Below are 26,804 nucleotides of genomic sequence, written 5' to 3' on the forward strand. Positions count from 1 at the left end.
GCCCTGCCCATGCCCGCCCCTTTAAACACCTTCAAACAGGCCCTAGCCAAGGGCCAGCGCCAGATCGGCTGCTGGATGAGCTTTGCCGAGGCCTCCGCAGCCGAGATCATGGGCACCTGCGGCTTTGACTGGCTGGTGATCGACGGCGAGCACGCCCCGAACGGCATCCGCTCGATCCGTGACCAGCTGATGGCGCTGGCCGCCTCCCCCAGCCATCCGGTGGTGCGGGTGCCGGTTGGCGAGACCTGGATGATCAAACAGGTGCTGGATGCCGGCGCCCAGACCGTGCTGGTGCCGATTGTCGAAAGCGCAGATCAGGTCCGGGAACTGGTCCGCGCCTGCCGCTACCCGCCGAAGGGCCTGCGCGGGGTCGGCGCCACGGCGGCCCGCGCCACCATGTTCGGCACGGTGACTGAGTACATCCAGACCGCCGATCAGGAGGTCTGCCTGCTGGTGCAGGTGGAAAACCGCGCCGGGATAGACGCTCTGGATGAAATCCTGCAGGTCGAGGGCATTGACGGCGTTTTCATCGGCCCGGCGGATCTGTCGACAGATATGGGCCATCAGGGCAACTCCGCGCATCCGGACGTGCGCGCGGTGATCGCCGATGCGATCAGTCGGATCAGGGCTGCAGGCCTGGCGCCCGGCATACTGGGAACCACAGAGGAAGCCGTTCAGGCGTATGCGGACATGGGGGCGCAATTTCTGGCCGTCGGCATCGACGTGATGGTGCTTGCCCGCAATGCCCGCGCGCTGGCAGCCCGCTGGAAGGCGGAATAACACCGCCCCTTGGGCTCTGACAAAAGAAGCTCTCCCGTGCCCGCCCGCCGCCCTGGCACAGCCAGAGCAACGGCAGCGGCTTTGGGCGTGGCACCGCGCGGGGCGCGGTGCCACGCCCAACGGGAGGAAGGTATTTTCAATACCTGGCGACGGGCGGGAGTGCGCCGCCTGCTGCCCGTCGCCGCAGCAAAATCAGCGCAGCACCATCCCCTCGGGCCAGCTGAGTGCGGTGTCCAGGCGGATTGTCCCGCTTTCGCCCTCTGCAATCTCCATGTCCCAAGCCAGGATGCCGCGCTGTTTCTCCACGTTCTCTTCCGCGGGCTGCGGTTTCGCGCTCCACTCGATCTCCAGATCGTCCTGCTGCGAATAAGGCACCCGGTCCAGCACCCGTACCACCCAGTCCTGCGCGGTCAGGTTCTCCACCGTGATCTCCACCTTCTGCACCTGCGCGTTGCTGCGCGAGATCAGCCCCTGCTCCCCCTCGCTTTGCCCCAGCACATCACGGCGCAGTAGCAGGCCTTCGACGGGGCCGAAACCGGCGTCCATCTCCGCCCCGGGCGCCAGCCCTGCAAAAGGCTCCACCGTGACCAGCTTGCCATCAACAAACCGCGGAACCTGGTCCGAGGCCAGCAGCTGCTCGCCGAATGTGTTGGCAAAACTGGCTACCCGATAGGCGGTCTTGTCCCGCGACGGCACTGCCACCGCCCGCACCTTTGCCTCAGCGGTCAGGCTGTCCATTTCCAGCCGCAGCAGGTCGGCGCCGGAGGCAATCGAGACCGGCAGGCCGAACCGGTAGGTCGCTGCCGCGCCGCCCGGATCGGCGCCCCAGCTGCCTTGGGCTTCATCAGCAATCAGCGGCGCCTCCGGTGCCGGCTCTGCCAGCGCAGACATTTCCGCCGCATCCTGCCCCAAGGATTTCAGCGTTCTCCGCGGCTGCGGTTCCTCGATCCGCCGCAGCCAGGGATGCAAGACAGCCGGGCTGCCCTGCCCGCCAGGAACCGCGGTCGACAGCGTCAGCCCCACGTCCTGCCAATTTTCGCCGGTGTCCTGCACCAGCATCACCGCCCGTTTCAGGATGACCTGCTGCTCCGCCACGGTGCTGAGATGCATCTCGTAGGACGGCTGCCAGCCGGTATTGCCCGCACCCGCGGTGTAGTAGCTGACCTTGATAGCGCCCTCGCCCGCCTGTTCGGCCTCGATATCCACGGCGATAAACAGACGGTCTTTATCTTCCAGCGTGATCGCAGCCAGCGCCGCCTGCGCCTCTGCCAATTCCTCTTCCAGGTGCTCCAGCTGCAGCTCGATCCGGCGTGCCTCTGCCTCTGCCGCCACCGCCGCCTGGCTGGCCCCGGCTGCCTCGTCCGAAATCATCCGGGCAATCGCGCTCAGCGCGGCGGCATCCGCTGCCGCCAGCCCTTCGTTCGCGCCCAATTGCTGCAGGAAGCCAATCGAAGCCTCCGCCGCCCGCACCCCGGAACGGGCCCGCGCAGCCTCATCCCGCACCGCTGCAATCCGCGCCTCGGCCTCGCGCACTTGCGCCTCTGCAGCCTCGGCCTCAGGATCATTGGCATTGCGCGGCGGCACATAATCCTCGCGCAGCAGGGTGGCGACGCGGCGGGCGCCGGCGATCTCAACCTGCAGGGTCTCCAGCAAGGCGGTCCTGGGAACATTCTGCAGGATCAGCCGGTGGCGGCCTGCCGGCAGAGCCAGCGCGGCGCCGCGGGTGACCTCTGCCAGCCCCGGGTACAGCGTCACCTCCGACACAGAACTGCTGACGGGAATAGTTTCAGCCGCCGCAAAGGGTGCGGCAGACACGGCAAAGGAAGTGACGGCAAAGGCCATCAGGGGAAATCGCATTGGCATCTCTCAAACAAATATCCGCGGCGCAAAACTGCCCGCCCGATGCCGACCCTAACCGCCGCCCCGCCCGGAGGCCACGCCAAAGAAAAGGGCCGCCTCTTGCGAAGCGGCCCCTCATCAGAATGGCAGGAAACCTCAGCCTTTCTTCAGGACCTCACGGCCCAACAGCTCGGCAATCTGCACCGCGTTCAGGGCCGCGCCCTTGCGCAGATTGTCGCTGACGCACCACAGGTTCAGGCCGTTCTCGATGGTCGAATCCTGGCGGATCCGGCTGATGAAGGTGGCGAAATCACCGACGCATTCCACCGGGGTCACATAGCCGCCGTCTTCACGCTTGTCGATCACCATGACGCCCGGCGCCTCGCGCAGGATATCGCGGGCCTCGTCTTCGTCCAGGAAGTCCTCGAACTCGATGTTCACGGCTTCCGAGTGGCCGACAAACACCGGCACGCGGACACAGGTCGCGGTGACCTTGATCGAGGTGTCGATGATCTTCTTGGTCTCGGCGACCATCTTCCACTCTTCCTTGGTCGAGCCGTCTTCCATGAAGACGTCGATATGCGGAATGACGTTAAAGGCGATCTGCTTGGTAAACTGCCGGGCCGGCTTGTCATCGGTCGGGTTGTAAATCGACTTGGTCTGGTCCCACAGCTCATCAATGCCGTTTTTGCCCGCGCCGGACACCGACTGATAGGTCGAGACGACAACGCGCTTGATCTTGGCGCGGTCATGCAGCGGCTTCAGGGCGACAACCATCTGCGCGGTGGAACAGTTGGGGTTGGCGATGATGTTCTTCTTGGCATAGCCGTGCACGGCGTCCGGGTTCACCTCCGGCACGATCAGCGGAATGTCCGGATCGTAACGGTACAGCGACGAGTTATCGATCACGGTGCAGCCGGCGGCAGCGGCCTTGGGCGCGTAATCCTTGGTCGCGGCAGAGCCGACGGCAAACAGCGCCATGTCCCAGCCGCTGAAATCGAAGGTGTCCAGATCCTGGGTCTTCAGTGTCTTATCGCCAAAGCTGACTTCGGTGCCGAGAGATTTGCGGCTGGCCAGCACAGCGATCTCATCCACAGGGAACTGGCGCTCGGCCAGGATGTTCAGCATTTCGCGGCCCACGTTGCCAGTGGCGCCAACGACGACGATGCGGTAACCCATTTGTCTGTTTCTCCAGTAATGCCCGGCCCCATGGCCGGCGGCGGAGTGATACTGCCTCCGGGGAAAAGTTTAAAGTCCCGGATCAGTCCATGCTGTCCCGGCTCAGCAGATAAATGGCGCATCCCAACGCCAAACAGACCAAAAAGAAGCTGAAAATCCCGGTATAGGGCAGGGAAAGGTCCGCTCCGGCCATTCCCGCATGGATGCGGCCGGTGGCGAACTGCATGATTCCCACCCCGCCGATGCCAAAGAAATTCAGCAATGTGACCCCGCGCCCGGCCAGATGCGGCGGCACAAAGGCGCGGCCATGCGCCATGATCACCGGGAAGGAGGCGCCAAAGAACCCGACCGCCGCCATCAGCAAAACCGGCATCCAGACCGGCGTGCCAGCCGCCAGAATCAATCCGCCCAACGCCAGGCACGCCAGCAGGTTGCCGCCCAGTATGACCCATTTGCGGGTACCCAGCATCCGGTCAAGCGGCCCATAGGCAAAGGTGCCGGCAATCATCGCTGCCCCCATCACCAGCGTTGCCAGCCCCACTTGCTGGGTGCTGAGCCCGTAAAGGTCGTTCAGATAGGGCCCGATCCACAGGCCCCGCAGCGCCCCTGACGGCGCATAGGCCACCAGCATCAGCGGGAAAATCGCCCACAGCGCCGGCATCTTCAGCAGATCCAGCACCGATCCCTTGTGCTCGCCGTCCGGCTTGTCCGGATCTGACACGGTCACAAAGAGCCCGGCCGCCACCACCGCGGAAACCACCGCCAGCCCCGCCAGCGTCTGCCGCCAGCCGAACAGATCCACCGCCAGCGCTGTCGGGTAGGAGGCGACCAGATTGCCGGCCGACCCCACCCCAAGCATCAGCGCCGCCAGGGTCGCAAACCGCGCAGGCGGGTACTGGCGCGCAAAGATATAGTAAGAGGCCATCAGCACCGGCGAACAGCCGATGCCGATCAGGAACATCGCGATACTGACATGCAAGGGCCCGGCCGCCGCGGCAAACAGCGCCGCCCCGCCGCCGCCGCCCAGCAGCAGCAGCAGCGCCGCGGTCCGGCGCGGCCCCGCATGGTCCAGCGCCCAGCCCACCGGCAGCTGCATTGCCGCAAAGGACAGGAACCACATGCCCGACGCAAAGGCGAGATCATCCGGCGCCGCTCCGATATCCTGCGCCAGCACGCTGGACAGCACCGCCAGAAAAGCACGGAAAAACTGGCTCAGCACGTAAGCGAGGCACAATAAGACCAATCCTGCCTGCATTCCCCGCTCCCCGGCTTGCCGTTTCCGCGGCACAGCTTGCATGTTTGGCCCAGACACACAATTCGTTTAGGAAGAAACGGCAGGTCACTGGCGCGGGTTACTGGGACGGGTTACTGGGGCGGGAATGGAATGACGACAGACAGCTTCTATGCCGGCCTGCCGAAAACCCGGTCCTTCGACAGCCTTGCGGCTCCGGAAGCCTTTGTGCCGCTGCCGCCGGACTGGCACCTGTGCTGCACCGATATCGTCAACTCCACCGGGCTGGCGGCGGCGGGCCGCTACAAGACCGTCAACATGATCGGCGCCGCCGTGATCGCCGCCATGCGCAATGCGCTGCAGGGCGAGGCGTTCCCTTTTATCTTCGGCGGCGACGGCGCCTCCTTTGCGGTGCCGGCCCGGCACAAGGACACCGCCAAGACGGTGCTGGCGGGTCTGCGCAGCTGGACCGAAGCGGAATACGGCGTCAGCCTGCGGGCTGCGATGGTGCCGATGGATTGGATCCGGGCCGAGGGGCTGGATGTCCGGATTGCCCGCTATGCGGTGTCGGACCACGCGGATTTCGCCATGTTCAACGGCGGCGGCCTGGCCTGGGCCGAGACGCAAATGAAGGCCGGCGCCTTTACGGTGGCCGCCGCCCCGCAGGCCGGACCGCCCGACCTCAGCGGCCTGTCCTGCCGCTGGAGCAACACACCCGCACGGAACGGTATTATCCTGTCGGTGGTGGCCCAGCCCGCGCCGGGCACCAGCCCGCGGGCCTTTGCCCGGCTCTCGGCAGAATTGCTGGATCTGGCCTCTGAACTTGCGGAAGACGGCCACCCGGTGCCCGATTCCGGCCCGAAACTGCGCTTTCCACCCGCCGGCCTGGCGCTGGAAGCCCAGGCGTCCCGCGGGAATCAGCCGGTGGTTTTGCGGAAGTTTTATCTATTCTTCCACAGCCTCTTTGCCGGCGCGCTTTTCGCCTTGAAGCGCCCGGCGGGCGCCTTTGACCCGGTGCATTACCTGTCCGTTCTCAAAGCCCATTCCGACTTTCGCAAATTTGACGACGGTCTGAAGATGACGCTGGATTGCACCCCGGCCATCAGCAGCCGGATCCGCGACCGTCTGCAGCAGGCCGCCGGCGCGGGGCTGGTGCAATTCGGGCTGCACGAACAAGACGCCGCCATGGTCACCTGCATCGTGCCCTCGCCGGTGGAGGACGACCACATCCACTTTGTCGATGGGGCCGGCGGCGGCTATACGCAAGCAGCCGCCAATCTGGCAGCTGCTTTTGGTATCAGCAAAACCCCGGCATGACGTCAGACTGGCGCAAACACGCCCGTCTTGGGATCATAACATTCCAGCCCGCCCTCGCCGATGTCGGTCCACAGGCCATGCAGGCTCAGCTGTCCGGCCTTCACCGACGATTCGATGAAGGGAAAGGTCATCAGGTTTTCCAATGATGCAACAACGGCTTGGCGCTCAAACTGGCGCGCTTGCTGCTCCGGATCCTCGATCCCGGCAACGCCGTCGAACTTGGGCCTCAGAATCTCCATCCAGCGGCCGACAAAGCTGGTCTTCTCTTCCAGCTGCGGCGCGTTGCCCTTGCACATGTCGATGCAGCCCTGCACGCCGCCGCACTGCGAATGGCCCAGCACGATCAGATGCGAGACCTTCAGCGCTGTCACCGCATATTCCACCGCCGCCGAGGTGCCGTGGTGATCGCCATCGGGCGCAAACGGCGGCACCAGATTGGCGATATTGCGGTGAATGAAGAATTCACCCTGATCAGCCCCGAAGATCGAGGTCACATGCACGCGGCTGTCGCAGCAGGAGATCACCATGGCGCGCGGACGCTGCCCTTCGGTGGCCAGGCGGCGGTACCAGCCCTGGTTTTCCTTGTAGGATGTGGCTTTCCAGCCGTGGTAGCGGGTCACCAGATAACTGGGGAGAGGTTTGGCAAATTCCATTGTCGAATCCTCCGATTGTTTGCGCGTTGCCGGACGTGATACCCCGCATTGTCAGTAAATTCGAGGGATTTGATCACCGCACTGGAAACCTTTTGAAAACTTGTCGGGTCCAAATTGGCAGTTGTGCCGTGGGGGTACATACAACTTGGGTGAATGTGGTGGCCAATATTTTAACAGTGATGCACGCGGAAAAAGTGTGCCTTGATCCTAATAAACTCTCTTCGCTTTACGATCAGCTCGGCGAAGCCGGTGCCGAAGATGTGGTCTGCCGGGCGGTCGAAGAAATGGCCGTGCGCCTGACGCATTGCGAGCGGCTTTGGCGGCAGAACGACATGGTCAGCCTGCGCAAAAGCGCCCGGTCGCTGATCGCAATGGCCGATCAGATCGGCATGACGGCGCTGTCAGCCATTGCCAGGGATGCGACCGTGGCCATTGATGCCGAGGATGCTCCGGCGGTGGCCGCGATCCTGTTCCGGCTGATGCGGGTGGGCGAACGCTCGCTGACCGCGGTCTGGGATCAGCAGGACATGACGATCTGACAGATCCGCGGCCGGCAGGGCTTGCAGGCGGCGCTGCGGCGGCTACTCTGGCGCATCATTACTGATCCGCAACCGGAGTATGCCCATGCCGCCCGTCTTTGCCGCGTCCAGCCCGGACGCCTGTCCTGTGCATGTCATCGCAAGCGACACTTTCGACAGCTGGCTCTCCAGCCAGCCGCAGCGTGTTCAGGCCTGGGCAACGGCGCAGGGCTTCACCGGCGCCTGCGGCCAGGCTTTGGCCGTGCCGGCGGCGGATGGCACATTTGAAATGGCCCTGGCCGGCTATGGCAATGCCGCCGCGCGCACGCGCCTGCGCTTTGTGCTGGCCGAGGCCGCCGCGAAACTGCCCGCCGGGACCTACCGGATCGCCTCCGGCCTGCCGCAGGAAGCTGCCGCAACCGAATCGCTGGGCTGGCTGCTGACCGGTTACCGCTTTGACCGCTACAAGGAAAACGCGGCACAGACCGCCGCATTGGTGGCGCCGGATGGTCTGGATGCAGGCGCCGTGGAATCCCTCGCCGCCGCCGAATGCCTGACCCGCGACCTGATCAACACGCCCGCCTCCGACATGGGCCCTGCAGAGCTGCAGGCTGCCGCCGAGGGCCTGGCAGAAGAATTCGGCGCCGAGACCTCTACCATTCTGGGCGAGGATCTGCTGGCGCAGAACTTTCCGCTGATCCACACGGTGGGGCGCGCCTCGGACCGCGCGCCGCGGCTGATCGAGCTGCGCTGGGGCAGCGCCGGGCCGCGGCTGACCCTGGCGGGCAAGGGCGTCTGCTTCGACACCGGCGGGCTGAACCTGAAGCCCGGAAACAGCATGGCGCTGATGAAAAAGGACATGGGCGGCGCCGCCAATGTGCTGGGGCTGGCGCGGATGATCATGGCCGCCGGGCTGAAGCTGCAACTGCGGGTGCTGATTCCGGCGGTGGAAAACGCCGTCTCTGGCCCCGCCTTCCGCCCCGGCGACGTGCTGACCTCGCGCAAGGGGCTGACGGTCGAGGTCAACAACACCGACGCCGAGGGCCGCCTGGTGCTGGCCGACGCGCTGACGCTGGCCGCCGAGGAAGAGCCGGATCTGCTGATCTCCATGGCCACCCTCACCGGTGCCGCGCGCGTCGCCGTCGGCCCCGACCTGTCGCCCTTCTACACCGACCGCGATACCGATGCCGCAGCCCTGTCGGCCAGTGCCGCGCATACCGCCGACCCGGTCTGGCGGATGCCGTTTTATGACCCTTACGAGACCATGATCGAACCCGGCATTGCGGATTTGGACAATGCGCCCTCCGGCGGCTTTGCAGGCTCGATCACCGCCGCGCTGTTCCTGCGCCGCTTTGCCGGCGATGCCCGCTACATGCATTTCGACATCTACGGCTGGACCCCCAACGCCGCCCCCGGCCGCCCCAAGGGCGGCGCCCTGCAGGGGGCCCGCGCCCTGTTTGCGGCGCTGCCTGGCCTGCTGGAGCTGTGATCCCATGCCAGACCAACGCCGCACGCCCATAAATACCCGCATCGCCGCCGCGCATCTGAAAGATGCGCCCGCGGGCCTGGACCTGGTCGCGGGCACCGCTGCCCGCATCGGGGTGCCGGTTGCGGACCTTTTGCGCGCGCCGGACGGCGCCCGCGACCGGCAGCTTCTCTATGGCGAGCCGGTGACCGTCTACGAGGACCGGAACGGCTGGTCGTTTGTGCAAGCCGCCAAGGATTCCTACGTCGGATATGTGCCCGGCACGGCCCTTACAGCGCCGTTTGAAGCCACCCATTGGGTCAGCGCCCCGGCGACCCACAGCTATTCGGCGGATGACTTCAAATCGCCGGAGACGCAGGCGCTCAGCCATGGCAGCCGGGTGCAGGTCCTGGGCGGCACCGGACGGTTTCTTGACACCAATCTGGGGTACATTCCCGCCCGCCACCTGTCGCCGCTGGGCGCCCATGCCGCGGATCCGGCGGCAGTGGCGGAATTGTTTCTCGGCACCCCCTACCTCTGGGGCGGCAACAGCCGGTTCGGCATCGACTGTTCCGGCCTGGTGCAAGCGGCGCTGCTGGCCTGCGGCCTGCCCTGCCCCGGCGACAGCGGCATGCAGGAGGCAGAGTTGGGAGAGGCAGCCGCATCCAAAGACTATCAGCGCGGCGACCTGCTGTTCTGGAAAGGCCATGTGGCGCTGGTGCGGGACTCCCGCACTCTGATCCACGCCAACGCGCATGATATGGCGGTGGCGATCGACCCCATAGAAGAGGCGGTTGAACGGATCCAGGCCCAGGGCGACGGCCCGGTCACCGCACATAAACGGCTGGCGTGACCGGCATCAGCCGCCGCAGGCAGTGAAAATCTTGCGAAGTTTTCTGACCGGAAAATTTGAGTTTTCCGGTCCCTCTGCGGCAGCAGCCGCACCCGTCAGTCCACAGACCGGATCAGTTTGCGCTCCAGCACCCGCAAAACGGTCTTCAGATCGGCGCCGCGCTTCAGGATGTGCCCGTCCATGCCCACCACCGAATACTGCCCCTGCCGCTGCCGCAGCCTGGGGCGCTTTTCGATCCGGTAAAGCGGATGCTCTGCGGTGCGCCGGAAGATGGAAAAAACTGCCAGATCACGCAGGCAGGCAATCCCGTAATCGCGCCATTCCCCCGCCGCGACCATGCGGCCGTACAACGTCATAATGACCGACAGTTCCCGCCGGTCAAACGCGACTTGCTGAGGGTAGGAAGATCCGGGAAAAGGCTGCACCTGATCAAAGCTCATAGTGTATAGGTTGCGCCGTTTCCCGGGCAAATCAAGGTTTATCCGCTTCGAATTTTGCTGTGATGCAGAAGACGCACAGGCTCTGCCCCCTGTTCTCAGCCCGCTCGGGCCTGCCTCAGGCCGCCACCAGCCCGCCGCAGCTGAGGCCCAGAACCTGCTCCAGCGCGCGTGCTCCAGGCGTTGTCAGCGCCAGCCCGCGCTTGTGCCGGCGGCGCTTGACCCAGCCGCTGTCCAGGGCGTGATCCAGCATCAGCCGCCCCATCGGCCCCGCCACATGCAGCTTGCGCTCGGTCCAGTCCAGACAGGGCCGGGCAAAGGGCTGGCGGCCCGGTTTGTCAGGCAGAACAACCCCAAGCTTCAGCCATTCGCCGGCCGGAACAGCGCAAAAGGCGCCGTGTTCCTGCCGCAGCATCCCGCGGTCCAGAAGCGCCCGGGTCATCGCCACAGCCAAAGGCCCGGCCAGATGGTCATAGCAGCTGCGCAGCTGTGCCAGATCCCCCGCCTTGCGCTGCTGCGCCCGGTGCAGGCTGTCTGCGGGCGCAATCGCCGCCAGCTGCTCCAGCGCATGCGCCACCTCCGGCCCGGCCAGCCGGTGATAGACACAGCGGCCGCGCTTTTCGGCGACCACCAGCCCGGCATCCTGCAGCAGCCGCAAATGCGCCGAGGCGGTCTGCGGCGTCACCCCGGCTGCCGCCGCCAGCTCCTTGTTGGTATAGGCGCGCCCCTCCATCAGCTCGCACAGCATCTGCGTGCGGCTGGCGTCGCTGATGGCCTGGCCCAGAATGTCGAAACGCGGTGTGATCATGGTTGCACTCTACCCGCGTCCTTCCGGCAGGCCCAAGCAAAACCCTTCGCCGCGCAGCGAACTGTTTCCCGCCTGTCCCCTCATGCAAACGAGCCATGGCAGAACCAGCCCGGCGACAGCGCGCCGCCATGGGCAAAGAACAGCCACAGCCGCTCGCCGCTGCGGGTCGCCACCACCCAGTAATCGCGCACGCCGCTGCGCCACTCCGGGTCCTCCAGCCACCATTCCGGCGCAATCCGCTCCGGCCCTTCGGCCCCGGCCAGCTCCCAGTCGCGCGCCCGCCAGCGGAAACGCTCCGGCACCTCAGGCCGCTCCGGCGCGGTGACCAGCTCGGGCCGCCAGAGCAGCAGCGGCCGCGGCCGCGGCGGCACGGGCCAGTCCCCGGTGCCTCCGGCGGCAGGCTCCGACCAGGCTGCCGCCTGCACGGTAAAAGCCTTTTCCGGAATATGGCTCGCTGCCGGGTGATACCGGGTGATCGCCTCCAGCCCCAGCCGCGCGCCCAGGCGGCCGATCAGATCCTCCAGCGCCGCGCCGTCCTCCTGCCGCGCCCGCGCCGCGGCCCCCGCCTGCATATGGCCCGCGGGGGTGCGGGCGTGGATCGCTTCGGCCTGCAGCACCTCCAGCCGCAGCATGTCGATGCCATAGCCCGCATCAATCTGCTCCAGCTTCATCTCCAACAGCGGCCGGATGCGGTCCGGCTCACGGCTGGCGCGCGCCAGGCCCAGGGTCACGGCCTCCATCTCCTGGTCGCAGCGGTGCGCCTCCAGCCGCAGCACCCGCGCGCCCTTGCCGCGCGCTTCCAGCCGGGCGCACAGCCTGGGCAGCATCCGGTCGATCCCCGCCAGCAGATCCTCCATCAGCCCGATCGGCTCCGGCAGGGTCAGCCGCACCGCAAAATGATCCGGGCTGCGCGCGGGCGAGACCGGCTCCGGCGCGCTGCCCATCGCCTGATCCAGCCGCAAGACCAGCCCGCGGCCGAACCGGCGCGCCAGGCCGGCCCGCGGCTGCCCCAGCAGATCGCCGATCCGCCGCAACCCCAGCCGGTTCAGCTGCGCCACCGTGGCGCCGTCCAGCCGCAAGGCCGCCACCGGCAACGGCCCAAGCGCGCCGTAAGCCTGCCCCGGTTCCGCAATCCGCCCCGCCTCCGGCGGCGGCGGCGCCTGCAGCTGCGGCGCCGCACCGCCGCGGGTCCAGTGGCGGCGTTCGGCGCTTTGCCGCGGGCGGCGCTTTTGCGCCCGGGACCGGGTCGCGCGGGCCTCCTGGTCGATGGCATCGCCCGAGCGGTCCGGCGCCGCGTCCTCGCCCGCGTAGCGCGCCAGCGCCCAGGCCGCACCCAGGGTATCCGCCAGCCCCATTTGCACGCTCAGGCCCATCTCTGCACAGTCCTGCCCCGCCGCCGCCATCAGCGCCGCCTCGCTGCCGAACAGATGCGCGCAGCCGGTAAGATCGATGGTCAGCCCGTCCTCCCCGGCCGCTGCCACCCAGGGGCTGAACTTGCCGGCCCAGCGCCTGAGGGCGGCCAGGAACACCGCCTCAGCCGCCCGGTTGCGCGGCCGCACCACCAGGCCCGCACACATCGCATGGGCATCGCGCAGCGGCTGGCCCGGCTGCAAACCTTCCGCCGAAGCCGCCGTGTTTAACGCAGAAATAACCTGGGTGTTGGACACTTCCCCGGCAACAGCCAGCGGCCCGGCAATGCCGCCGCGCTCTGCCCGCATGATACGTTCGGCGCCAAGGCGCGGAAACCAAAGCGATAAGATGCGGCGGTGGGGCATGGGCAGATCGGGCAGCAGGGGCCGGCAGGCGGCGGATTACAGGAGTTCCACAGCATATGTTCTTATTTTGTTCCTGTCATGCGATTCGGCCGATCCGCCCGGGGGCAGCCCGATGAGCATCCGCCTGTTCAAAACCATTGCCTTCATGGCACTCCTCGCAGCCCTTGCCATTGGCAGCACCGCTCCGGTCACAGCCAGGGACGGCGACAGCAAGCATGTGACACACAGAATGGCCCTGATGACCTCGCAAAAGGCGGCGATGGATGTGCTGACCGGCATGATGGCCGGGCGCAGCTCTTTCGACCGGGACAGGGCCCGCGCGGCGCGGCGGCAGCTGATCAGATCCACCGGCGCAATCCGCAAGCATTTCAAGAAGGCCCAGATGGATCCGCGCTCCCATGCGCGGCCCTCGATCTGGCACGGCTGGAAAGATTTCAAAGCCCGCGCAGACAGCGCCGAAGCAGCCGCCCGCAACCTCAGCACCCGGTCCCTGCCCGCCCTGCGCCGCACCCTGCCCAGCCTGGTGCAAAGCTGCCTCAGCTGCCACGAGACCTACCGCAACACGCCGAACGCCTTCACCACCCACTGACCGTTCCGGCTTGCGGCCGGGAGGGTCCGCTCAAACCCCGTAACGCGCCAGGAAAGTGTCGATTGCACCGCTGATCACCCGTTCGCGCTCGGCCTCGCTGAAGGTCCCGTCGATCTTGAACAGGAAGCGCAGAAAGATATCCGCCTTGCACAGCTCAGCAAACTGCGCGGCGGCCAGATCGGCATCCGCAATGGCCAGCTCGCCCCGCTCCGCAGCCCGTTCCAGATAATCGCGGATCTCCGCGTGCATCACCATCGGCCCGCTCTCATAAAACATCGGCCCCAGCTCAGGGAAGCGGTCGGCCTCGGCCACAAAGATGCGGAACAGCTGCAGGCTGAAACCGCCCAGCAAGGCGCCGTGAATGCGCTCCGCCGCCGCCCGCAGAACCTCCCGCGGGCCGCAGCAGCCCGTTTCCAGATCCAGCGAGGCATCCGCTTGCTGCCCGCAGACCGAACGCACCACCTCCATGAACAGCACCCGCTTGTCGGGGAAATAACTGTACAGCGTCGCCTTGGACACGCCCGCCGCCTTGGCGATCTTGTCGACGCTCGCCCCCTCGAACCCGTCAGCCAGGAAAACCGCGCGGGCCCCTGCCAGGACCTGATCGAATTTCCGGCCGGTGCGCAGGACGCTGGCTTGCTGGTTCATGCGGGCTCCTCGGGATACGGGCTGCAGGCAGCACGGTCTGACCCTAATGTAATCCGCGCCGCCGCTTTGCAACAGCATTACCCGTTGAGTCTTGCGGCGGCGCGCGGAAGGGGTATAGTTAGAACAATTCTAAATTGAGGGCAGATGATGCGGTTTTTCACCCAGCGCAAGCGCTTTGCAGAGCTGACCGGGCAAGAGGTTCTGGCCCTGGCAATTGCTTCAGAAGAAGATGATGCGCGGATCTACCGCGGCTATGCGGAACGGCTGCGCGCCGAATATCCTGCATCGGCGGCAATGTTCGACGGCATGGCGGCAGAAGAAGACGAGCACCGCGCCCGGCTGATCGACCTGCACCAGGCACGATTCGGGCCGGCAATTCCGCTGATCCGGCGCGAGCATGTGGCGGGCTTCTATGCCCGCCGCCCGGTCTGGCTGATGGAAAACCTCAGCCTCGACCGCATCCGCGGCGAGGCCCGCGCGATGGAGCGCGACGCCGAGCGCTTCTACACCGCCGCCGCCGCCCGGACGCAGGATGCCGCAACCCGCAAGCTGCTGGGCGATCTGGCCGCAGCCGAGGCCGGCCATCAGGCCCTCGCGGGCGAGTTGCAGGACACGCATCTGGATACGGACACCCGCGCGGACGAGGACCGCGCTGCCCACCGCCAGTTCGTGCTGACCTGGGTGCAGCCGGGGCTGGCCGGGCTGATGGACGGTTCGGTCTCCACCCTGGCGCCGATCTTTGCCACCGCCTTTGCCACCCAGGACACCTGGACCACCTTTCTGGTCGGCATGGCGGCCTCGGTCGGGGCCGGCATCTCGATGGGTTTCACCGAGGCGGCCTCGGACGACGGCGAACTCTCCGGCCGCGGCTCGCCGGTCAAACGCGGGCTGGCCTCCGGGGTGATGACCACCCTCGGCGGCCTCGGCCACGCCCTGCCCTATCTGATCCCGGACTTCTGGACCGCCACCACCCTCGCCCTGCTGATTGTCTTTGTGGAGCTTTGGGCGATTGCCTGGATCCAGAACCGCTTCATGCAAACCCCGTTCTGGCGCGCCGCGATGCAGGTTGTGCTGGGCGGCGCGCTGGTGCTGGGCGCAGGCGCGCTGATCGGCAGCGGCTGAGACACGGCACCGGCAGCACTCCCGCCCGCGCCGGAGCAGCCGCAGCCTGCCCCTCCCCGGTTGGGCCCGGCAGCGCTGGCGCGCTGCGGGACGGCCTCGCAACAGAGGCGGCGCGCTCAAGGTGCAGCGGCCCGCAGACCGCGTCCCGGCGGCAACCCTGCCCCGTGCAGCGCACGGGGCCACCCCCAACTGCGACGGGCATTCTCCGGAATGCCCTGAACAGGCGGGAGCCTCCCGCCTTCCCCGCGGCAAAAGGCTCTTTGCCAATTGGTCAAATCCCGTTACCAGTTCGCCCCATGGCCGAAATCTTCTTCCGCACCCTTCCCTTCTTCGCAATCATCGGCCTTGGCTATTGGGCCGGGCGCAGCCGCTTCTTCACCGAGGACGCCACCGCCTACCTCACCCGCTTCGTGTTCTACTTCCCGCTGTCGGCGATGATCTTCGGCTTTGCCGCCAACCTGTCCTTTGCCGAAATCTTCGATCCTGCCCTGATTCTCGGCTACCTGGCCGGCACGCTGGCGGTCTACCTGCTGGTGACCGCCGTGGCCTGGGTCCGCGGGCTGGACATGCCCACCGCAGCGGTCGAGGCGCAATGCGCCGCGATCGGCAATGTCGGTTTCCTGGGGCTGCCGATGATGGCGATCCTGTTCGGGCCTGCCTCCGTGGCGCCGATGATGGTGGTGCTGAGCGTCGATCTGGTGGTGTTCTCCTCGCTGATTGTCATTCTGATCAACACCGGCCGCGGCCAGGGCCAGGGAGCGGGCGTGCAGCTGGCCACGCTGAAACTGGTGGGGCTGGGTCTGCTGAAGAACCCGATGATCCTGTCGATCTGCGCAGGCCTTGCCTGGTCGGCGTCTGCCTGGCCGATCCCCGCGCCCGCAAACGACTTTCTCACCATCCTCGGCGGCGCCGCCACCCCCGGCGCGCTGTTTGCCATCGGCGCCTCGCTGGCCTCGAAATCTGCCGAAAGGGTCCAGGTCTCCGGCTGGCTCAGCTTTGCCAAACTGGTGCTGCACCCGGCCTGCGTCGCCGCCGCCGTGCTGTGGCTGATCCCCGCCGCGCCGTTCGCCGCCGCGGTGGCCATCGCCGCCGCGTCGCTGCCGGTTGCGGGCAATGTCTACATGCTGGCGCAGCATTACGGCGTCGCGCCGCAGCGGGCCTCTGCCGCCATCCTGATCTCGACCGTGCTGTCGATCGTCACCGTGCCTGCGGTGATCGCCTGGGTCTCCTGACACGCCCCCCGCCCGCCCCGGAAAGCGCCCGCGCCCGCAGGGCGCCCTGGCTGCCGCCAGCGCGCAGCTGGCCGGAGCGGAACCTGCCCCATCTTCCTGCGCCATGCTGCTGCGACGGGCGGGAGCCCTCCCCCGGCCTGCAGTCCGAATGTTTGCGGTTTCGCAAGCCTCGTGCCGCAAAAACCGGCATTGCTGCCGCCCACCCGCTGGACCCTGAGGCCAACTGCGGATAGCGGTAGAGCTAACAGAATTAAGGAGCCTTACCGATGGAAACCGTTTCCGAGAACCGCGCCTTTGGCGGCACCCAGGGCGTCTACAAACACGCCAGCAGCGCCACCGGCGGCGATATGACATTCGGCCTGTTCCTGCCGGAGGAAGCCAAGGACGGCCCGGTGCCGGTGCTGTGGTACCTGTCGGGCCTCACCTGCACCCATGAAAACGCGATGACCAAGGCCGGCGCCCAGGCCTGGTGCGCCGAGCAGGGCATCGCCATCGTCTTCCCCGACACCAGCCCCCGCGGCGAAGGCGTGGCCGATGATGACGCCTACGACCTGGGCCAGGGCGCGGGCTTCTATGTGAACGCCACTCAGACCCCTTGGGCGCCGCATTTCCGCATGTGGGACTACGTGGCCGAGGAACTGCCCGCGCTGCTGGGCGAAAACTTCGCCATCGACCTCAGCCGCCAGGCGATCACCGGCCATTCCATGGGCGGCCACGGCGCGCTCACCCTGGCGATGAACCTGCCGGGCCGCTACAAATCGGTCTCCGCCTTTGCGCCGATCTGCAACCCCACGGCCTCAGACTGGGGCCGCAAGCAGCTGCACGCCTATCTGGGCGGTGATGAATCCGCCTGGGCCAAACACGACGCCACCCTGCTGATGCGCGAAAAAGGCTTTGACGGTCCGATCCTGATCGACACCGGCACCAGCGACCAGTTCATCGACCTCTTGAAGCCCGAGGCGCTGGCGCACGCGGCGGCCGAGCGCCGCCAGCAGGCCGCCCTGCGGATGCAGCCGGGCTATGACCACAGCTATTTCTTCGTGTCGACCTTCATGGAGGAGCACGTCTCCTTCCATGCCGACGCGCTGTACCAGACCTAAGCAACAAAGGACGCGGCCATGAGTGAAGACTTTGATTATGACCTGATCATCATCGGCTCCGGCCCCTCGGGCCGCGCCGCTGCCATCCAGGCCGGCAAGCTGCACCGCCGGGTGCTGGTGATCGACCGCAAGGACCGTCTCGGCGGGGTGTCGGTGCATACCGGCACCATCCCGTCAAAAACCCTGCGCGAAACCGTGCTGAACCTTTCCGGCTGGCGCGAACGCAGCTTTTACGGCCGCTCCTACCGGGTGAAGGATGACATCCTCGCCGATGACCTGAAGGCGCGCCTGCACAAGACACTGGACCACGAGGTTGACGTGCTGGAGCACCAGTTCAACCGCAACCATGTGGACACGCTGATGGGGCTGGCCAAATTCATCGGCCCGAACGAAGTGGAGATCGCCACCGAAGCCGGCGAAACCACCCGGCTGACGGCAGAGAAATTCCTGATCTCCACCGGCACCCGCACCTACCGCCCGGACTATGTTCCGTTCAATGGCCGCACCGTGGTCGATGGCGATGATTTCCTTGAAATGGCGGATATTCCGCGCTCGCTGGTGGTGATCGGCGCCGGCGTGATCGGGGTGGAATATGCCACCATGTTCGCCGCCCTTGACGTCCGCGTCACCCTGATCGAGCCGCGCGAGAGCTTCCTGGATTTCATCGACAAGACCCTGATCCAGGAATTCACCCACCAGATCCGCGAAAACGGCGTCGACCTGCGGCTTGGCGCTGCGGTTGAAACCATCGAGGATGCCGGCGAATATGTTGAGGTGATCCTCAGCAACGGCCGCCGCGTGCGCGCCGAAATGCTGCTGTTTGCGGCCGGCCGGCTGGGCGCCACCGCCTCGCTGAATCTTGACGCAACCGGGCTGCAGACCGACCATCGCGGCCGCCTGAGCGTCGACCGCAAGACCTACCAGACCGAGGTGCCGCACATCTATGCCGCCGGCGATGTGATCGGGCATCCGTCGCTGGCCTCGACCTCGCTGCAGCAGGGCCGGGTTGCCGCCTGCCATGCGCTCGACACCCCGACGCTGCCGGAAAGCCCCTGGTACCCCTATGGCATCTACTCGGTGCCGGAAATCTCCACCTGCGGCATGTCCGAGGAAGAGCTGCAAGAGCGTGGCATCCCTTATGAGGTCGGCGTCGCCCGCTTCCGCGAAACCTCGCGCGGCCACATCATGGGGCTGGAGCACGGCATGCTGAAAATGCTGTTCTCCTTGAAAACCCGCCGGGTACTGGGCGTGCAGATCGTCGGTGAAGGCGCCACCGAGCTTATCCACATCGCCCAGGCGGTGCTGAACCTCAAGGGCACGGTGGATTACTTCGTGCAGAACACCTTCAACTATCCGACCCTGGCCGAGGCGTATAAAATCGCCGGTCTCGACGCCTTCAACCGGATGCCGATCCCGGAGGAGTTCAAGGTGAAAAAACCCGCCCGCAAGGCCAAACCCGCCCCCAAGGCCGAGGCCGCGGCCGCGGCGGAGACAAAGCCCGAGGCCGGGAAGAAGGCGGCAGAGTGATCGCGCTTTACATCGACGCCGACGCCTGCCCGGTCAAGGCGGAGGCCGAGCGGGTCGCCACCCGGCACGGGCTGCGCATGTTCGTGGTCTCCAACGGCGGGCTGCGCCCGTCGCAGAACCCGCTGGTGGAGAACGTGATCGTGGCGGAAGGCGCCGATGTGGCCGACATGTGGATCGCAGACCGCTGCGGCCCCGGCGATGTGGTGGTGACGGGCGACATCCCGCTGGCCGCCAAATGCATTGAGGCCGGCGCCCGCGTCCTGCGCCACAACGGCGAGCGCTTCACGGAGGCCAACATCGGCCAGCAGCTGGCGATGCGCGACCTGATGGCGGACCTGCGCGCTGCCAACCCGCTGGGTGCCGGCGGCAGCGGCAAGGGCTTTACCAAGGCCGATCGCTCCCGTTTTCTGGACGCGCTGGAACGGGAGCTCCGGGCGGCCAAGGCGGGCTGAGCGCAGGTCAAGGCTCCGCGCAGCGGACCGCGCGGCAGCGCGGCAGCGCGGCTTGGCCTTTAGGCTTGATCAGGCCGCCGCACACCCGGGAAACTGCTGAACCTCCCCGCCCTGCCCCCGGCGTACTGCGGCGTACTGCGGCGGAAAATTGCATCTTTCCGCCCCCCGCCCCATTGCCCGCTTGGATCAAATCCGCCACTGATCAAGGCCAGCACAAAGGGGGGACACAAATGAGCGCAGAGATAAAGATCAGCGTTCCCGGCCTGTTCGCAGCCGCCGGCGCCGGCATTGCCTTTTCCGTCATCGACATGACCTTCAAGTTCCTGTCCGGCGACTACCCGCTCTATGAGGTGGTGCTGTTCCGCTCAGTGGTGGCGCTCGGCGTGATGCTCGCTGTGATCCTGCCGCTGGAAGGCGGCTATCACCTGCTGCGCACCCACCAGCCGAAACTGCATTTCGCCCGCTGCCTTGCGGTGCTGTTTGCCAATATCTGCTTTTTCACCGGTCTTGCCATCCTGCCGCTGGCCGAAGCCGTGGCGATTGCCTTTGCCACGCCCTTGATCGTCACCGCCCTGTCGGCACTGTTTCTGGGCGAACGGCCGGGCCCGTGGCGCTGGGGCGCGGTCGCCACCGGCTTCCTCGGCGTTCTGATCATCATGCGCCCCGGTCCCGGCACCTTCCAGGCCGCGGCGCTGCTGCCCGCGCTCGGCGCCTGCGGCTATGCCACGCTGCATGTGCTGACCCGCCGCGCCGGCAGCGTGGAATCCGGCGCGACCATGGCCTTTTTCCCGATGCTGGGCTTTCTGATCGTCAGCGCGCTGGCCGGGATCCTGTTCGGCAACGGCCGCTTTGCGGATGGCGGCAGCCCGGCGCTGGACTTTATCCTGCGCGCCTGGATCTGGCCCGCCCCCGAAGACTGGCCCTATCTGATCGGCGTCGGCCTGGCCGGCTCCATCGGCGGCTATCTGGTGACCCAGGCCTACCGCATGAACGAGGCCGCCCTCGCCGCCCCGTTTGAATATATCGCCATGCCGATGTCGGTGCTCTGGGGCGTGCTGATCTTCAACGAATGGCCTGACCCGGCGGTCTGGGCCGGCAGCAGCCTGATCATCGCCTCCGGTCTGGTTTCGGTCTGGCGCGAGACCCGCCGCAACCGCCCCGTCCCGCGGCCCCGCCCGCGCGCAGAAGGATAACCCGCATGCCCATTGATGCCGTCGTCTTTGACATTGGCCGGGTGCTGATCGAATGGGAGCCTGAGCGTTTCTATGACAGCCGTATCGGCCCGGCCCGGCGCAGGCAGCTGTTTGCAGAGGTTCCGCTGCATGCCGTCAACCTGGAGATCGACCGCGGCGCGCCGTTCCGCGGCAGCGTCTATGCGCTGGCGGACGCCCACCCCGCCTGGGCCGAAGAAATCCGCTGGTGGCATGATTGCTGGCTGCAGATGGTGCCAGGCGCCATCGCGCATTCTGTCCGGCTGATGCAGGCGCTGCAGGCCAAGGACATCCCGGTCTTCGCGCTCAGCAACTTCGGCACCGAGCCCTTTGAGACCGCCTGCGGGACCTACTCTTTCCTGCGTGGCTTCGACCACACATGTGTCTCCGCACATCTGAAATGCATCAAGCCAGAGCCGGAAATCTATGCCATTCTGGAAGGCGGAACCGGGGTTGCTCCGGAGAACCTGCTGTTCACCGACGACCGCCCCGAAAACATCGAGGCCGCGCGCCTGCGCGGCTGGCAGACCCATCTGTTCACCACCCCCGGCCCTTTCGCCGCACGGCTGGTGCAGGAGCGGCTGCTGACAGAACAAGAGGCCGCCTGACCCGGCCCGCAACAGACACAGGATAAGGCACGGATGAGCATTCCATACATTGGCTTCGAAGAGGGCGAGGCGCTGCTCGATTGGGTCGGCTTTGCAGAGGCGCTGGCCGCCAGCCACGATCTGCCCAAGGCGGAAATCGGCGACACCTTCCTCTACCGCGATCCCGACACGCTGCTCAGCCGGTCCGCCTGGATCGACGGGCTGGGGCTGGCGGTGAAAACCGCCAACATCTTCCCGCGCAACCCGGACGCCGGCAAGCCGATGATCAACGGCTCTGTCTGCCTCTACTCCGACCAGGACGGCACCCCCGAGGCGCTGGTGGATTTCCACCTGGTCACCAAATGGAAAACCGCGGGCGACAGCCTGCTTGGCGCGCTGCGGCTGGCCGACCCGGACGCGCAGGAGGTGCTGATCGTGGGCGCCGGCACCGTCGGCGCCTCGCTGATCGAGGCCTTCGGCGCCGGTTTCCCGCAGGCGCAGATCCGGGTCTGGAACCGCACCGCCGCCAAGGCGCAGGAGCTTTGCGCCCAGTACCCCGGCACCCGGCACGCCGCCGATCTGGAACCGGCGGTGCGCGGCGCTGACATCATCGTCACTTGCACCATGTCATCGCAGCCGGTGATCAAGGGGGAATGGCTGCGCCCCGGCCAGCACCTCAACCTGATCGGCGCCTACCGCCCCGACATGCGCGAGGCCGATGACGCAGCACTGAAACGCGCGCAAATCTACTGCGACAGTTTCGACACCACATTGGACCACATCGGCGAATTCAAGACCCCGCTGGAACAGGGCATCATCCAGCGCAGCGACGTGCTGGCCGATTTCTACAGCCTCGGCCGGTTCCCCGCCTTCGGTGCGGACCGGATCACCCTGTTCAAAAACGGCGGCGGCGCCCATCTGGATCTGATGACCAGCCACCACATCCTGCAGAAATGGAAAGCCGCAGCATGAGCTGGCTGACGGCACTGATTGCCGCCATCCTGATCCTGATCCTTTTTCCGCTGCTGCGGGAACAGCTGCGCAAACCGATGAATGCCAAGGCCCGGCAATCCGCCCCCGGCAGTTTTGCCCGGCTCTCCGGCGGGCTGACCCACTACCGCTGGAACGGACCGTTGCGCGGCCCCGTCGCGGTCTGCGTCCACGGCCTCACCACGCCGTCTTTTGTCTGGGACGGGGTGGCGCAGGGGCTGGCCGCCATGGGCTACCGGGTGCTGAGCTACGATCTGTACGGCCGCGGCTACTCGGACCGCCCCGCGGGCCTGCAGGACCGGGCCTTCTTCACCTCCCAGCTCGAAGAGCTGCTAGCGGATCAGGAGGTTGACGATGATATCACCCTGATCGGCTATTCCATGGGCGGCGCCATCGCCACCGCCTTTGCCGCCGCCAGCCCCGGCCGCCTGCGCGAGCTGATCCTGCTGGCCCCTGCCGGTTTCGGCACCAGCCCGGGCCGCCTGACACGGATGATCCGCCAGATCCCGGGCCTTGGCGACTGGCTGATGCACGCGCTCTTCCCCGCCCTGCACATCCGCGGCACCAACGCCGAACGCAAACTGCCCTCCTCGGTCCCCGGCATCACCGATCTGCAGCAAAGGGAGCTGGCCTGCCGCGGCTACATCCCGGCCGTGCTGTCCTCGCTGCGCGGAATCCTGAACGAGGATTTCACCGAAGACCACCGCCGCCTGCACAGCCACGGGGTGCCGGTGATGGCGATCTGGGGCCAAGAGGACGCGGTGATCCCGCCGAATTCACCGGGCCGCCTGGCCGAACACGCCCGCTCGATCCGGCAGGAGGAAATCCCCGGCGCCGGCCACGGCCTGCCCTATACCCACACCGAGGAAGTGCTGCAGATCATCGCCCAAAACCACCGCCGCGGCCTGCTCTGATCCGCCCCGCCGTTTTCATCTTTCAAAAAATACTCCGGGGTCCGGCATTGCTGCGCCATGGGTTCAGACCCGATGGCGGCGGGCAGCCCCCCGCTCCCTGCGCTGCCCCGCAGAGGACCGCCGGCCTTACCCGGCTGCCGGGGCCGCCGGGGCCGCCGCCCGCAGCGGCCGCTCCTTCACCGGCAGATGCACAATCGCGCTGAAGGCGCCGATGCCCACGCCGATCCACCAGACCGTGGTGTAATCACCGTAGATGTCATACATCCGCCCGCCCAGCCAGACGCCCAGGAAACTGCCCAGCTGGTGGCTGAAAAAGACAATCCCGTACAGCGTCCCCATATAGCGCAAGCCATAAATATGCGCGACCAGCCCCGAGGTCAGCGGCACCGTCGCCAGCCACAGGGACCCCATCACGACTGAAAAGATGATCACGCTCAGCGGCGTGATGGGAAAAATGATAAACGCCGCCGCCGCGATGGTCCGCCCGGTATAGATCGCCGCCAGCAGGTATTTCTTGGAATACCGCTTGCCCAGGTACCCCGCCAGCAAAGTGCCGCCCACATTGGCCGCGCCAATGAGCGAGATCGCCACCGCCCCCAGCGCCGAGGTTGAAGTGATGCCGATGGAATACAGCGCCCCGCCCGGCAGGATCGGCCCGCACATCTCGGTGACAAAAGCCGGAAAATGCGCGGTGACAAAAGCCAGCTGATAGCCGCAGCTGAAAAAGCCCAGGAAGATCAGCGTATAGGACGGATCCTTGAACGCCTTGATCAGGATCGCCCCCATGCTCTCTTCCAGTTCGGCCCGGCCGGCCGTCTCCGGTGCGCGCATCAGCGGCAGCGTCGCAATCAGCGCCAGCACCACACCGGCAAAGATCAGGAAAATCATCTGCCAGGGCAGGAAGCCCAGCATCCACTCCGCCGCCGGCGCGCCGAAAATCTGGCCCGCAGAGCCCGCCGCGGTGACAACCGCCAGCGACATCGACCGGTTCTCGTCAGAACTTGCCCGCCCCACAACCGCCAGCACCACGCCGAAACCGGTGCCCGCAATGCCGAACCCCACCAGCCATTCATAGGCCTGCATTTCAAACGGTGTCGTGGACCCGGCACTCAGCACCAGCCCGGCGGCATAGACGACGGCCCCCATGACGATCGCCTTGCGGTCGCCGATCTTCTCGGCAATGGCGCCGAATACCGGCTGGCCGATGCCCCAGGCCAGGTTCTGGATCGCAATCGCCAGCGAGAATTCCGAGCGCAGCCAGCCGAACTCCTCGGCAATCGGGATCTGGAACACCCCGAAGGACGCGCGCACCGCAAAGCTCATCATGATGATGATGCACCCCGCAATCAGAACCGGGGTAAACAACGGCGCGGAACGGTCCATGGCGTCTCTCCTGAATATCGGGGCGACACTAAGCATATTTCCCCAGGCGTCAAATCAGGATTTTTGCGCGCAGTGTTAAGGGTTTCTGATCTATTCCATTGCCGCCCGGTACACCGCTTGGGCCGCCGCGCGGAATTTGCATCCGCCGCTTCCCATCCCCCGCGCCCCGCGCTATCCCTTCCCCATGACCCATCTGACCACGCTGTACCGGCAGAAGATCGACGCAGGCGAGCTGACGCTTGACCCGGCCCAGGAGGCCGTGCTGCCCCATTTCGACCGCATCGCCGAAGGGCTGATGGCACCGCCGGTGAAACGCGGCTTTTTCCGCAAGCCGGAATATGAACCGGTCCAGGGGCTCTACCTCTGGGGCGGGGTGGGCCGCGGCAAGTCGATGCTGATGGACATATTCGTCGACAGCCTCGACGGCATCCCCGCGCGCCGGGTGCATTTCCACGCTTTCATGCAGGAAATCCACGCCGGGATGCACGCCGCCCGCCAGCAGGGCGCCGAGGACGCGCTGGCGCCCGCCGCGGCAGAGGTCGCAGAGTCGGTGCGGCTGCTGGCCTTTGACGAGATGCAGATCATCGACATCACCGATGCGATGATCGTGGGACGTTTGTTCGAGGCGCTGTTTGCCGCCGGCGTCACCGTGATCACCACCTCCAACCGGGTGCCGGACGACCTCTATAAGAACGGCCTCAACCGGCAGTTGTTCCTGCCCTTTATCGACCTTATCAAGGACCATATGGCGGTGCATGAAATGGTCAGCCCCACTGACTACCGCCAGCACCGGCTGACCGGCGCGCAGGTCTATTTCTCCCCCGTCGACACCGAGGCCCGGGCGCAGATCCGGGCGATCTGGCGGGACCTCTCCGGCGGCGGCGATGCCCCGCCGCTGACACTGCAGGTGAAGGGCCGCGAGGTGACCCTGCCCGCCTTCCGCAACGGCGTCGCGCGGGCCAGCTTCTATGACCTCTGCGGCAAGATGCTGGGGCCGGGCGACTATCTGGCCATCGCCGAAGCCCTGAAGGTGCTGGTGCTCGAGGACATCCCCCGCCTGAGCCGCAACAATTTCAACGAGGCCAAGCGGTTCGTCACCCTGATCGACGCTTTGTACGAGGCCAAGGTGCGGCTGATCTGCTCCGCCGCCGCACAGCCCGAAATGCTCTATGTCGAGGGTGAAGGCACCTTTGAGTTCGAACGCACCGCCTCCCGCCTGCGCGAGATGCAGGACAAGGACTGGGGAGCCGCAGCGCCATGATCGTCCGTCATACCCCCCGCCGGTGGGAAATCTTCCTGATCCTGAACGGCTCGGTGGTGCCGCGCATCCTGCCCAATATCACCGGCGCCGCGCTCTGGGCGGCTGTGGTGCTGATGCTGGACCGCCATGTGGTAGCGGTGCCGCAGATCCCAGTCGGGGCGATGGGGGTGTTCGGCCTGTCGCTGTCGCTGTTTCTCGGCTTCCGCAACAACGCCGCCTATGACCGCTGGTGGGAAGCGCGCAAGATCTGGGGCCGGATGGTGTCGGACGTGCGCAGCCTGGCGCAGGAATTGCGCATCTTTGCAGGCCAGGGCCCGGACGAGGACTATATCCTCACCCGCATCCTGGCCTTCCACCACCTGCACCGCGCCCAGCTGCGCGGCGACGAGGTGGCGGACAGCGTCCGGCACTGGGTCGGGCCGGAAGACGCAGACCTGCTGATGCAGACAGAAAACAGCCCCAACGCCGCCCTGCGCGACATTGCGGCCCGGCTGCGCGCGATGGCAGAGGACGGCCGCATCGACGGCTTCGGCCAGCGCGCCCTGGCCGAACGGCTGGCCGCCTTCCCCGCGGCGCAGGCCGGCAACGAGCGGCTGCTGACCACGCCCTTGCCCTTTGTCTATTCGCTGCTGGTCTGGCGCACGACCTATCTTTACTGCCTGCTGCTGCCCTTTGCCCTGCTGGACAGTGCCGGCTGGTTTGAACCGCTGGTCGCCGCGGTGGTGGCCTATGTGTTCTTCGGCCTCGCCGAAGTGACGCATGAGCTGGAACACCCGTTCCGCGAACAGGCCAATTCCGTCCCCCTCAGCGCGATGTGCCGGGTGATGGAAATCTCGGTCTGCAACGCCCTCGGCCGCCCGGTGCCGCCCAAGCTGGAGCCAGTGAACTACGTTCTGGACTAGGAGGGCCCGGCGGCACAAGGGGGCGCTGCCC

At 66.4% G+C, this 26,804-nt stretch carries 26 protein-coding genes; 17 read left to right on the forward strand and 9 right to left on the reverse strand.

Annotated features, from left to right (window positions below; translation table 11 throughout):
* Positions 1–9: 9 nt before the first annotated feature.
* Positions 10–780, forward strand: a complete 771-nt coding sequence (locus AC0KW6_RS09410; protein WP_323777553.1) for an HpcH/HpaI aldolase family protein — start codon at positions 10–12, stop codon at positions 778–780.
* A gap of 192 nt (positions 781–972) precedes the next feature.
* Here the strand turns inward: AC0KW6_RS09410 and AC0KW6_RS09415 are convergent, their stop codons facing one another.
* From AC0KW6_RS09415 to AC0KW6_RS09425, 3 genes are all read right to left on the reverse strand, one after another.
* A complete protein-coding gene (locus AC0KW6_RS09415) occupies positions 973–2,637 on the reverse strand; it encodes a DUF4139 domain-containing protein (RefSeq protein ID WP_474034764.1) in 1,665 nt (554 codons plus the stop codon).
* A 138-nt stretch (positions 2,638–2,775) separates the two neighbouring features.
* Positions 2,776–3,798 (reverse strand): aspartate-semialdehyde dehydrogenase, encoded by a 1,023-nt coding sequence (locus AC0KW6_RS09420; RefSeq protein ID WP_323777557.1) that lies wholly within the window; start codon positions 3,796–3,798, stop codon positions 2,776–2,778.
* 82 nt (positions 3,799–3,880) lie between these two features.
* Positions 3,881–5,053: an MFS transporter gene (locus AC0KW6_RS09425; RefSeq protein WP_474034765.1), complete on the reverse strand. Its 1,173-nt coding sequence runs from the start codon at positions 5,051–5,053 to the stop codon at positions 3,881–3,883.
* A gap of 129 nt (positions 5,054–5,182) precedes the next feature.
* Here AC0KW6_RS09425 and AC0KW6_RS09430 point away from each other — a divergent pair, with 129 nt between their 5' ends.
* Positions 5,183–6,346, forward strand: coding sequence for a DUF3095 domain-containing protein (locus AC0KW6_RS09430; protein WP_474034766.1), 1,164 nt, complete (start codon positions 5,183–5,185; stop codon positions 6,344–6,346).
* A 2-nt stretch (positions 6,347–6,348) separates the two neighbouring features.
* On the opposite strand, the gene AC0KW6_RS09435 is transcribed toward AC0KW6_RS09430, so the two are convergent.
* Positions 6,349–6,999 (reverse strand): carbonic anhydrase, encoded by a 651-nt coding sequence (locus AC0KW6_RS09435; RefSeq protein ID WP_323777563.1) that lies wholly within the window; start codon positions 6,997–6,999, stop codon positions 6,349–6,351.
* A 179-nt stretch (positions 7,000–7,178) separates the two neighbouring features.
* Here AC0KW6_RS09435 and AC0KW6_RS09440 point away from each other — a divergent pair, with 179 nt between their 5' ends.
* From AC0KW6_RS09440 to AC0KW6_RS09450, 3 genes are all read left to right on the forward strand, one after another.
* Positions 7,179–7,538 (forward strand): hypothetical protein, encoded by a 360-nt coding sequence (locus AC0KW6_RS09440; RefSeq protein ID WP_323777585.1) that lies wholly within the window; start codon positions 7,179–7,181, stop codon positions 7,536–7,538.
* 85 nt (positions 7,539–7,623) lie between these two features.
* On the forward strand, positions 7,624–9,006 hold the full coding sequence (locus AC0KW6_RS09445) for a leucyl aminopeptidase family protein (RefSeq protein ID WP_474034851.1): 1,383 nt from the start codon (positions 7,624–7,626) through the stop codon (positions 9,004–9,006).
* A gap of 4 nt (positions 9,007–9,010) precedes the next feature.
* Positions 9,011–9,835 (forward strand): C40 family peptidase, encoded by an 825-nt coding sequence (locus AC0KW6_RS09450; protein WP_474034767.1) that lies wholly within the window; start codon positions 9,011–9,013, stop codon positions 9,833–9,835.
* 95 nt (positions 9,836–9,930) lie between these two features.
* On the opposite strand, the gene AC0KW6_RS09455 is transcribed toward AC0KW6_RS09450, so the two are convergent.
* From AC0KW6_RS09455 to AC0KW6_RS09465, 3 genes are all read right to left on the reverse strand, one after another.
* Entirely contained in the window at positions 9,931–10,275 is a 345-nt protein-coding gene (locus AC0KW6_RS09455; protein ID WP_474034768.1) for a DUF2794 domain-containing protein, read from the reverse strand.
* A gap of 115 nt (positions 10,276–10,390) precedes the next feature.
* Positions 10,391–11,080: an ArsR/SmtB family transcription factor gene (locus AC0KW6_RS09460; protein ID WP_474034769.1), complete on the reverse strand. Its 690-nt coding sequence runs from the start codon at positions 11,078–11,080 to the stop codon at positions 10,391–10,393.
* 80 nt (positions 11,081–11,160) lie between these two features.
* Positions 11,161–12,855 (reverse strand): Y-family DNA polymerase, encoded by a 1,695-nt coding sequence (locus tag AC0KW6_RS09465; protein ID WP_474034770.1) that lies wholly within the window; start codon positions 12,853–12,855, stop codon positions 11,161–11,163.
* Positions 12,856–12,967: 112 nt separating this feature from the next.
* Between AC0KW6_RS09465 and AC0KW6_RS09470 the strand changes: the two genes are divergently transcribed.
* Positions 12,968–13,444, forward strand: coding sequence for a cytochrome c (locus AC0KW6_RS09470; RefSeq protein ID WP_474034771.1), 477 nt, complete (start codon positions 12,968–12,970; stop codon positions 13,442–13,444).
* Positions 13,445–13,474: 30 nt separating this feature from the next.
* On the opposite strand, the gene AC0KW6_RS09475 is transcribed toward AC0KW6_RS09470, so the two are convergent.
* Positions 13,475–14,092 carry a TetR/AcrR family transcriptional regulator gene (locus tag AC0KW6_RS09475; protein ID WP_474034772.1) on the reverse strand — a complete coding sequence of 206 codons (618 nt, stop codon included), beginning with the start codon at positions 14,090–14,092 and terminating at the stop codon, positions 13,475–13,477.
* Between the two features lie 147 nt (positions 14,093–14,239).
* On the opposite strand from AC0KW6_RS09475, the gene mbfA reads away from it, so the two are divergent.
* The 9 genes from mbfA (at position 14,240) to AC0KW6_RS09520 (ending at position 23,227) form a co-directional block, all read left to right on the forward strand.
* Positions 14,240–15,214: an iron exporter MbfA gene (gene mbfA / locus AC0KW6_RS09480; protein ID WP_323777576.1), complete on the forward strand. Its 975-nt coding sequence runs from the start codon at positions 14,240–14,242 to the stop codon at positions 15,212–15,214.
* 296 nt (positions 15,215–15,510) lie between these two features.
* Positions 15,511–16,446: an AEC family transporter gene (locus AC0KW6_RS09485; RefSeq protein WP_323777579.1), complete on the forward strand. Its 936-nt coding sequence runs from the start codon at positions 15,511–15,513 to the stop codon at positions 16,444–16,446.
* A gap of 266 nt (positions 16,447–16,712) precedes the next feature.
* The gene (gene fghA, locus AC0KW6_RS09490) at positions 16,713–17,546 is read left to right on the forward strand and encodes an S-formylglutathione hydrolase (RefSeq protein ID WP_323777581.1); all 834 of its coding nucleotides are present in this window, start codon (positions 16,713–16,715) and stop codon (positions 17,544–17,546) included.
* Between the two features lie 18 nt (positions 17,547–17,564).
* Positions 17,565–19,073 carry a Si-specific NAD(P)(+) transhydrogenase gene (gene sthA, locus AC0KW6_RS09495; RefSeq protein ID WP_474034773.1) on the forward strand — a complete coding sequence of 503 codons (1,509 nt, stop codon included), beginning with the start codon at positions 17,565–17,567 and terminating at the stop codon, positions 19,071–19,073.
* The gene (locus AC0KW6_RS09500) at positions 19,070–19,525 is read left to right on the forward strand and encodes a YaiI/YqxD family protein (RefSeq protein ID WP_474034774.1); all 456 of its coding nucleotides are present in this window, start codon (positions 19,070–19,072) and stop codon (positions 19,523–19,525) included. The genes sthA and AC0KW6_RS09500 overlap by 4 nt, the downstream gene beginning before the upstream one ends.
* A gap of 230 nt (positions 19,526–19,755) precedes the next feature.
* Positions 19,756–20,718, forward strand: a complete 963-nt coding sequence (locus tag AC0KW6_RS09505; protein WP_474034775.1) for a DMT family transporter — start codon at positions 19,756–19,758, stop codon at positions 20,716–20,718.
* A 5-nt stretch (positions 20,719–20,723) separates the two neighbouring features.
* Positions 20,724–21,344, forward strand: a complete 621-nt coding sequence (locus tag AC0KW6_RS09510) for an HAD family hydrolase (protein ID WP_474034776.1) — start codon at positions 20,724–20,726, stop codon at positions 21,342–21,344.
* A gap of 33 nt (positions 21,345–21,377) precedes the next feature.
* Positions 21,378–22,295: an ornithine cyclodeaminase family protein gene (locus AC0KW6_RS09515; protein WP_474034777.1), complete on the forward strand. Its 918-nt coding sequence runs from the start codon at positions 21,378–21,380 to the stop codon at positions 22,293–22,295.
* Positions 22,292–23,227 (forward strand): alpha/beta fold hydrolase, encoded by a 936-nt coding sequence (locus AC0KW6_RS09520; RefSeq protein ID WP_474034778.1) that lies wholly within the window; start codon positions 22,292–22,294, stop codon positions 23,225–23,227. The genes AC0KW6_RS09515 and AC0KW6_RS09520 overlap by 4 nt, the downstream gene beginning before the upstream one ends.
* A 126-nt stretch (positions 23,228–23,353) precedes the next feature.
* On the opposite strand, the gene AC0KW6_RS09525 is transcribed toward AC0KW6_RS09520, so the two are convergent.
* The gene (locus tag AC0KW6_RS09525; protein ID WP_474034779.1) at positions 23,354–24,610 is read right to left on the reverse strand and encodes an MFS transporter; all 1,257 of its coding nucleotides are present in this window, start codon (positions 24,608–24,610) and stop codon (positions 23,354–23,356) included.
* Positions 24,611–24,794: 184 nt separating this feature from the next.
* On the opposite strand from AC0KW6_RS09525, the gene zapE reads away from it, so the two are divergent.
* Together zapE and AC0KW6_RS09535 are read left to right on the forward strand one after the other, a co-directional pair.
* The gene (zapE, locus tag AC0KW6_RS09530; RefSeq protein WP_323776488.1) at positions 24,795–25,871 is read left to right on the forward strand and encodes a cell division protein ZapE; all 1,077 of its coding nucleotides are present in this window, start codon (positions 24,795–24,797) and stop codon (positions 25,869–25,871) included.
* A complete protein-coding gene (locus AC0KW6_RS09535; RefSeq protein ID WP_323776486.1) occupies positions 25,868–26,773 on the forward strand; it encodes a bestrophin family protein in 906 nt (301 codons plus the stop codon). Before zapE ends, AC0KW6_RS09535 begins: the two co-directional genes overlap by 4 nt.
* The last annotated feature ends 31 nt before the right edge of the window (positions 26,774–26,804 follow it).

It is taken from the genome of Leisingera sp. SA215, from assembly GCF_055902035.1.

Coding starts and splice junctions, on each gene's coding strand:
- AC0KW6_RS09470 (WP_474034771.1), top strand. CDS start 12,968: ATGAGCATCCGCCTGTTCAAAACCATTGCCTTCATGGCACTCCTCGCA.
- AC0KW6_RS09525 (WP_474034779.1), bottom strand. CDS start 24,610: ATGGACCGTTCCGCGCCGTTGTTTACCCCGGTTCTGATTGCGGGGTGC.
- AC0KW6_RS09510 (WP_474034776.1), top strand. CDS start 20,724: ATGCCCATTGATGCCGTCGTCTTTGACATTGGCCGGGTGCTGATCGAA.
- AC0KW6_RS09535 (WP_323776486.1), top strand. CDS start 25,868: ATGATCGTCCGTCATACCCCCCGCCGGTGGGAAATCTTCCTGATCCTG.
- AC0KW6_RS09485 (WP_323777579.1), top strand. CDS start 15,511: ATGGCCGAAATCTTCTTCCGCACCCTTCCCTTCTTCGCAATCATCGGC.
- zapE (WP_323776488.1), top strand. CDS start 24,795: ATGACCCATCTGACCACGCTGTACCGGCAGAAGATCGACGCAGGCGAG.
- AC0KW6_RS09415 (WP_474034764.1), bottom strand. CDS start 2,637: ATGCGATTTCCCCTGATGGCCTTTGCCGTCACTTCCTTTGCCGTGTCT.
- AC0KW6_RS09440 (WP_323777585.1), top strand. CDS start 7,179: ATGCACGCGGAAAAAGTGTGCCTTGATCCTAATAAACTCTCTTCGCTT.
- fghA (WP_323777581.1), top strand. CDS start 16,713: ATGGAAACCGTTTCCGAGAACCGCGCCTTTGGCGGCACCCAGGGCGTC.
- AC0KW6_RS09475 (WP_474034772.1), bottom strand. CDS start 14,092: ATGAACCAGCAAGCCAGCGTCCTGCGCACCGGCCGGAAATTCGATCAG.
- AC0KW6_RS09425 (WP_474034765.1), bottom strand. CDS start 5,053: ATGCAGGCAGGATTGGTCTTATTGTGCCTCGCTTACGTGCTGAGCCAG.
- AC0KW6_RS09505 (WP_474034775.1), top strand. CDS start 19,756: ATGAGCGCAGAGATAAAGATCAGCGTTCCCGGCCTGTTCGCAGCCGCC.
- AC0KW6_RS09465 (WP_474034770.1), bottom strand. CDS start 12,855: ATGCCCCACCGCCGCATCTTATCGCTTTGGTTTCCGCGCCTTGGCGCC.
- AC0KW6_RS09445 (WP_474034851.1), top strand. CDS start 7,624: ATGCCGCCCGTCTTTGCCGCGTCCAGCCCGGACGCCTGTCCTGTGCAT.
- AC0KW6_RS09435 (WP_323777563.1), bottom strand. CDS start 6,999: ATGGAATTTGCCAAACCTCTCCCCAGTTATCTGGTGACCCGCTACCAC.
- AC0KW6_RS09420 (WP_323777557.1), bottom strand. CDS start 3,798: ATGGGTTACCGCATCGTCGTCGTTGGCGCCACTGGCAACGTGGGCCGC.
- mbfA (WP_323777576.1), top strand. CDS start 14,240: ATGCGGTTTTTCACCCAGCGCAAGCGCTTTGCAGAGCTGACCGGGCAA.
- AC0KW6_RS09515 (WP_474034777.1), top strand. CDS start 21,378: ATGAGCATTCCATACATTGGCTTCGAAGAGGGCGAGGCGCTGCTCGAT.
- AC0KW6_RS09410 (WP_323777553.1), top strand. CDS start 10: ATGCCCGCCCCTTTAAACACCTTCAAACAGGCCCTAGCCAAGGGCCAG.
- AC0KW6_RS09455 (WP_474034768.1), bottom strand. CDS start 10,275: ATGAGCTTTGATCAGGTGCAGCCTTTTCCCGGATCTTCCTACCCTCAG.
- AC0KW6_RS09430 (WP_474034766.1), top strand. CDS start 5,183: ATGACGACAGACAGCTTCTATGCCGGCCTGCCGAAAACCCGGTCCTTC.
- sthA (WP_474034773.1), top strand. CDS start 17,565: ATGAGTGAAGACTTTGATTATGACCTGATCATCATCGGCTCCGGCCCC.
- AC0KW6_RS09450 (WP_474034767.1), top strand. CDS start 9,011: ATGCCAGACCAACGCCGCACGCCCATAAATACCCGCATCGCCGCCGCG.
- AC0KW6_RS09460 (WP_474034769.1), bottom strand. CDS start 11,080: ATGATCACACCGCGTTTCGACATTCTGGGCCAGGCCATCAGCGACGCC.
- AC0KW6_RS09520 (WP_474034778.1), top strand. CDS start 22,292: ATGAGCTGGCTGACGGCACTGATTGCCGCCATCCTGATCCTGATCCTT.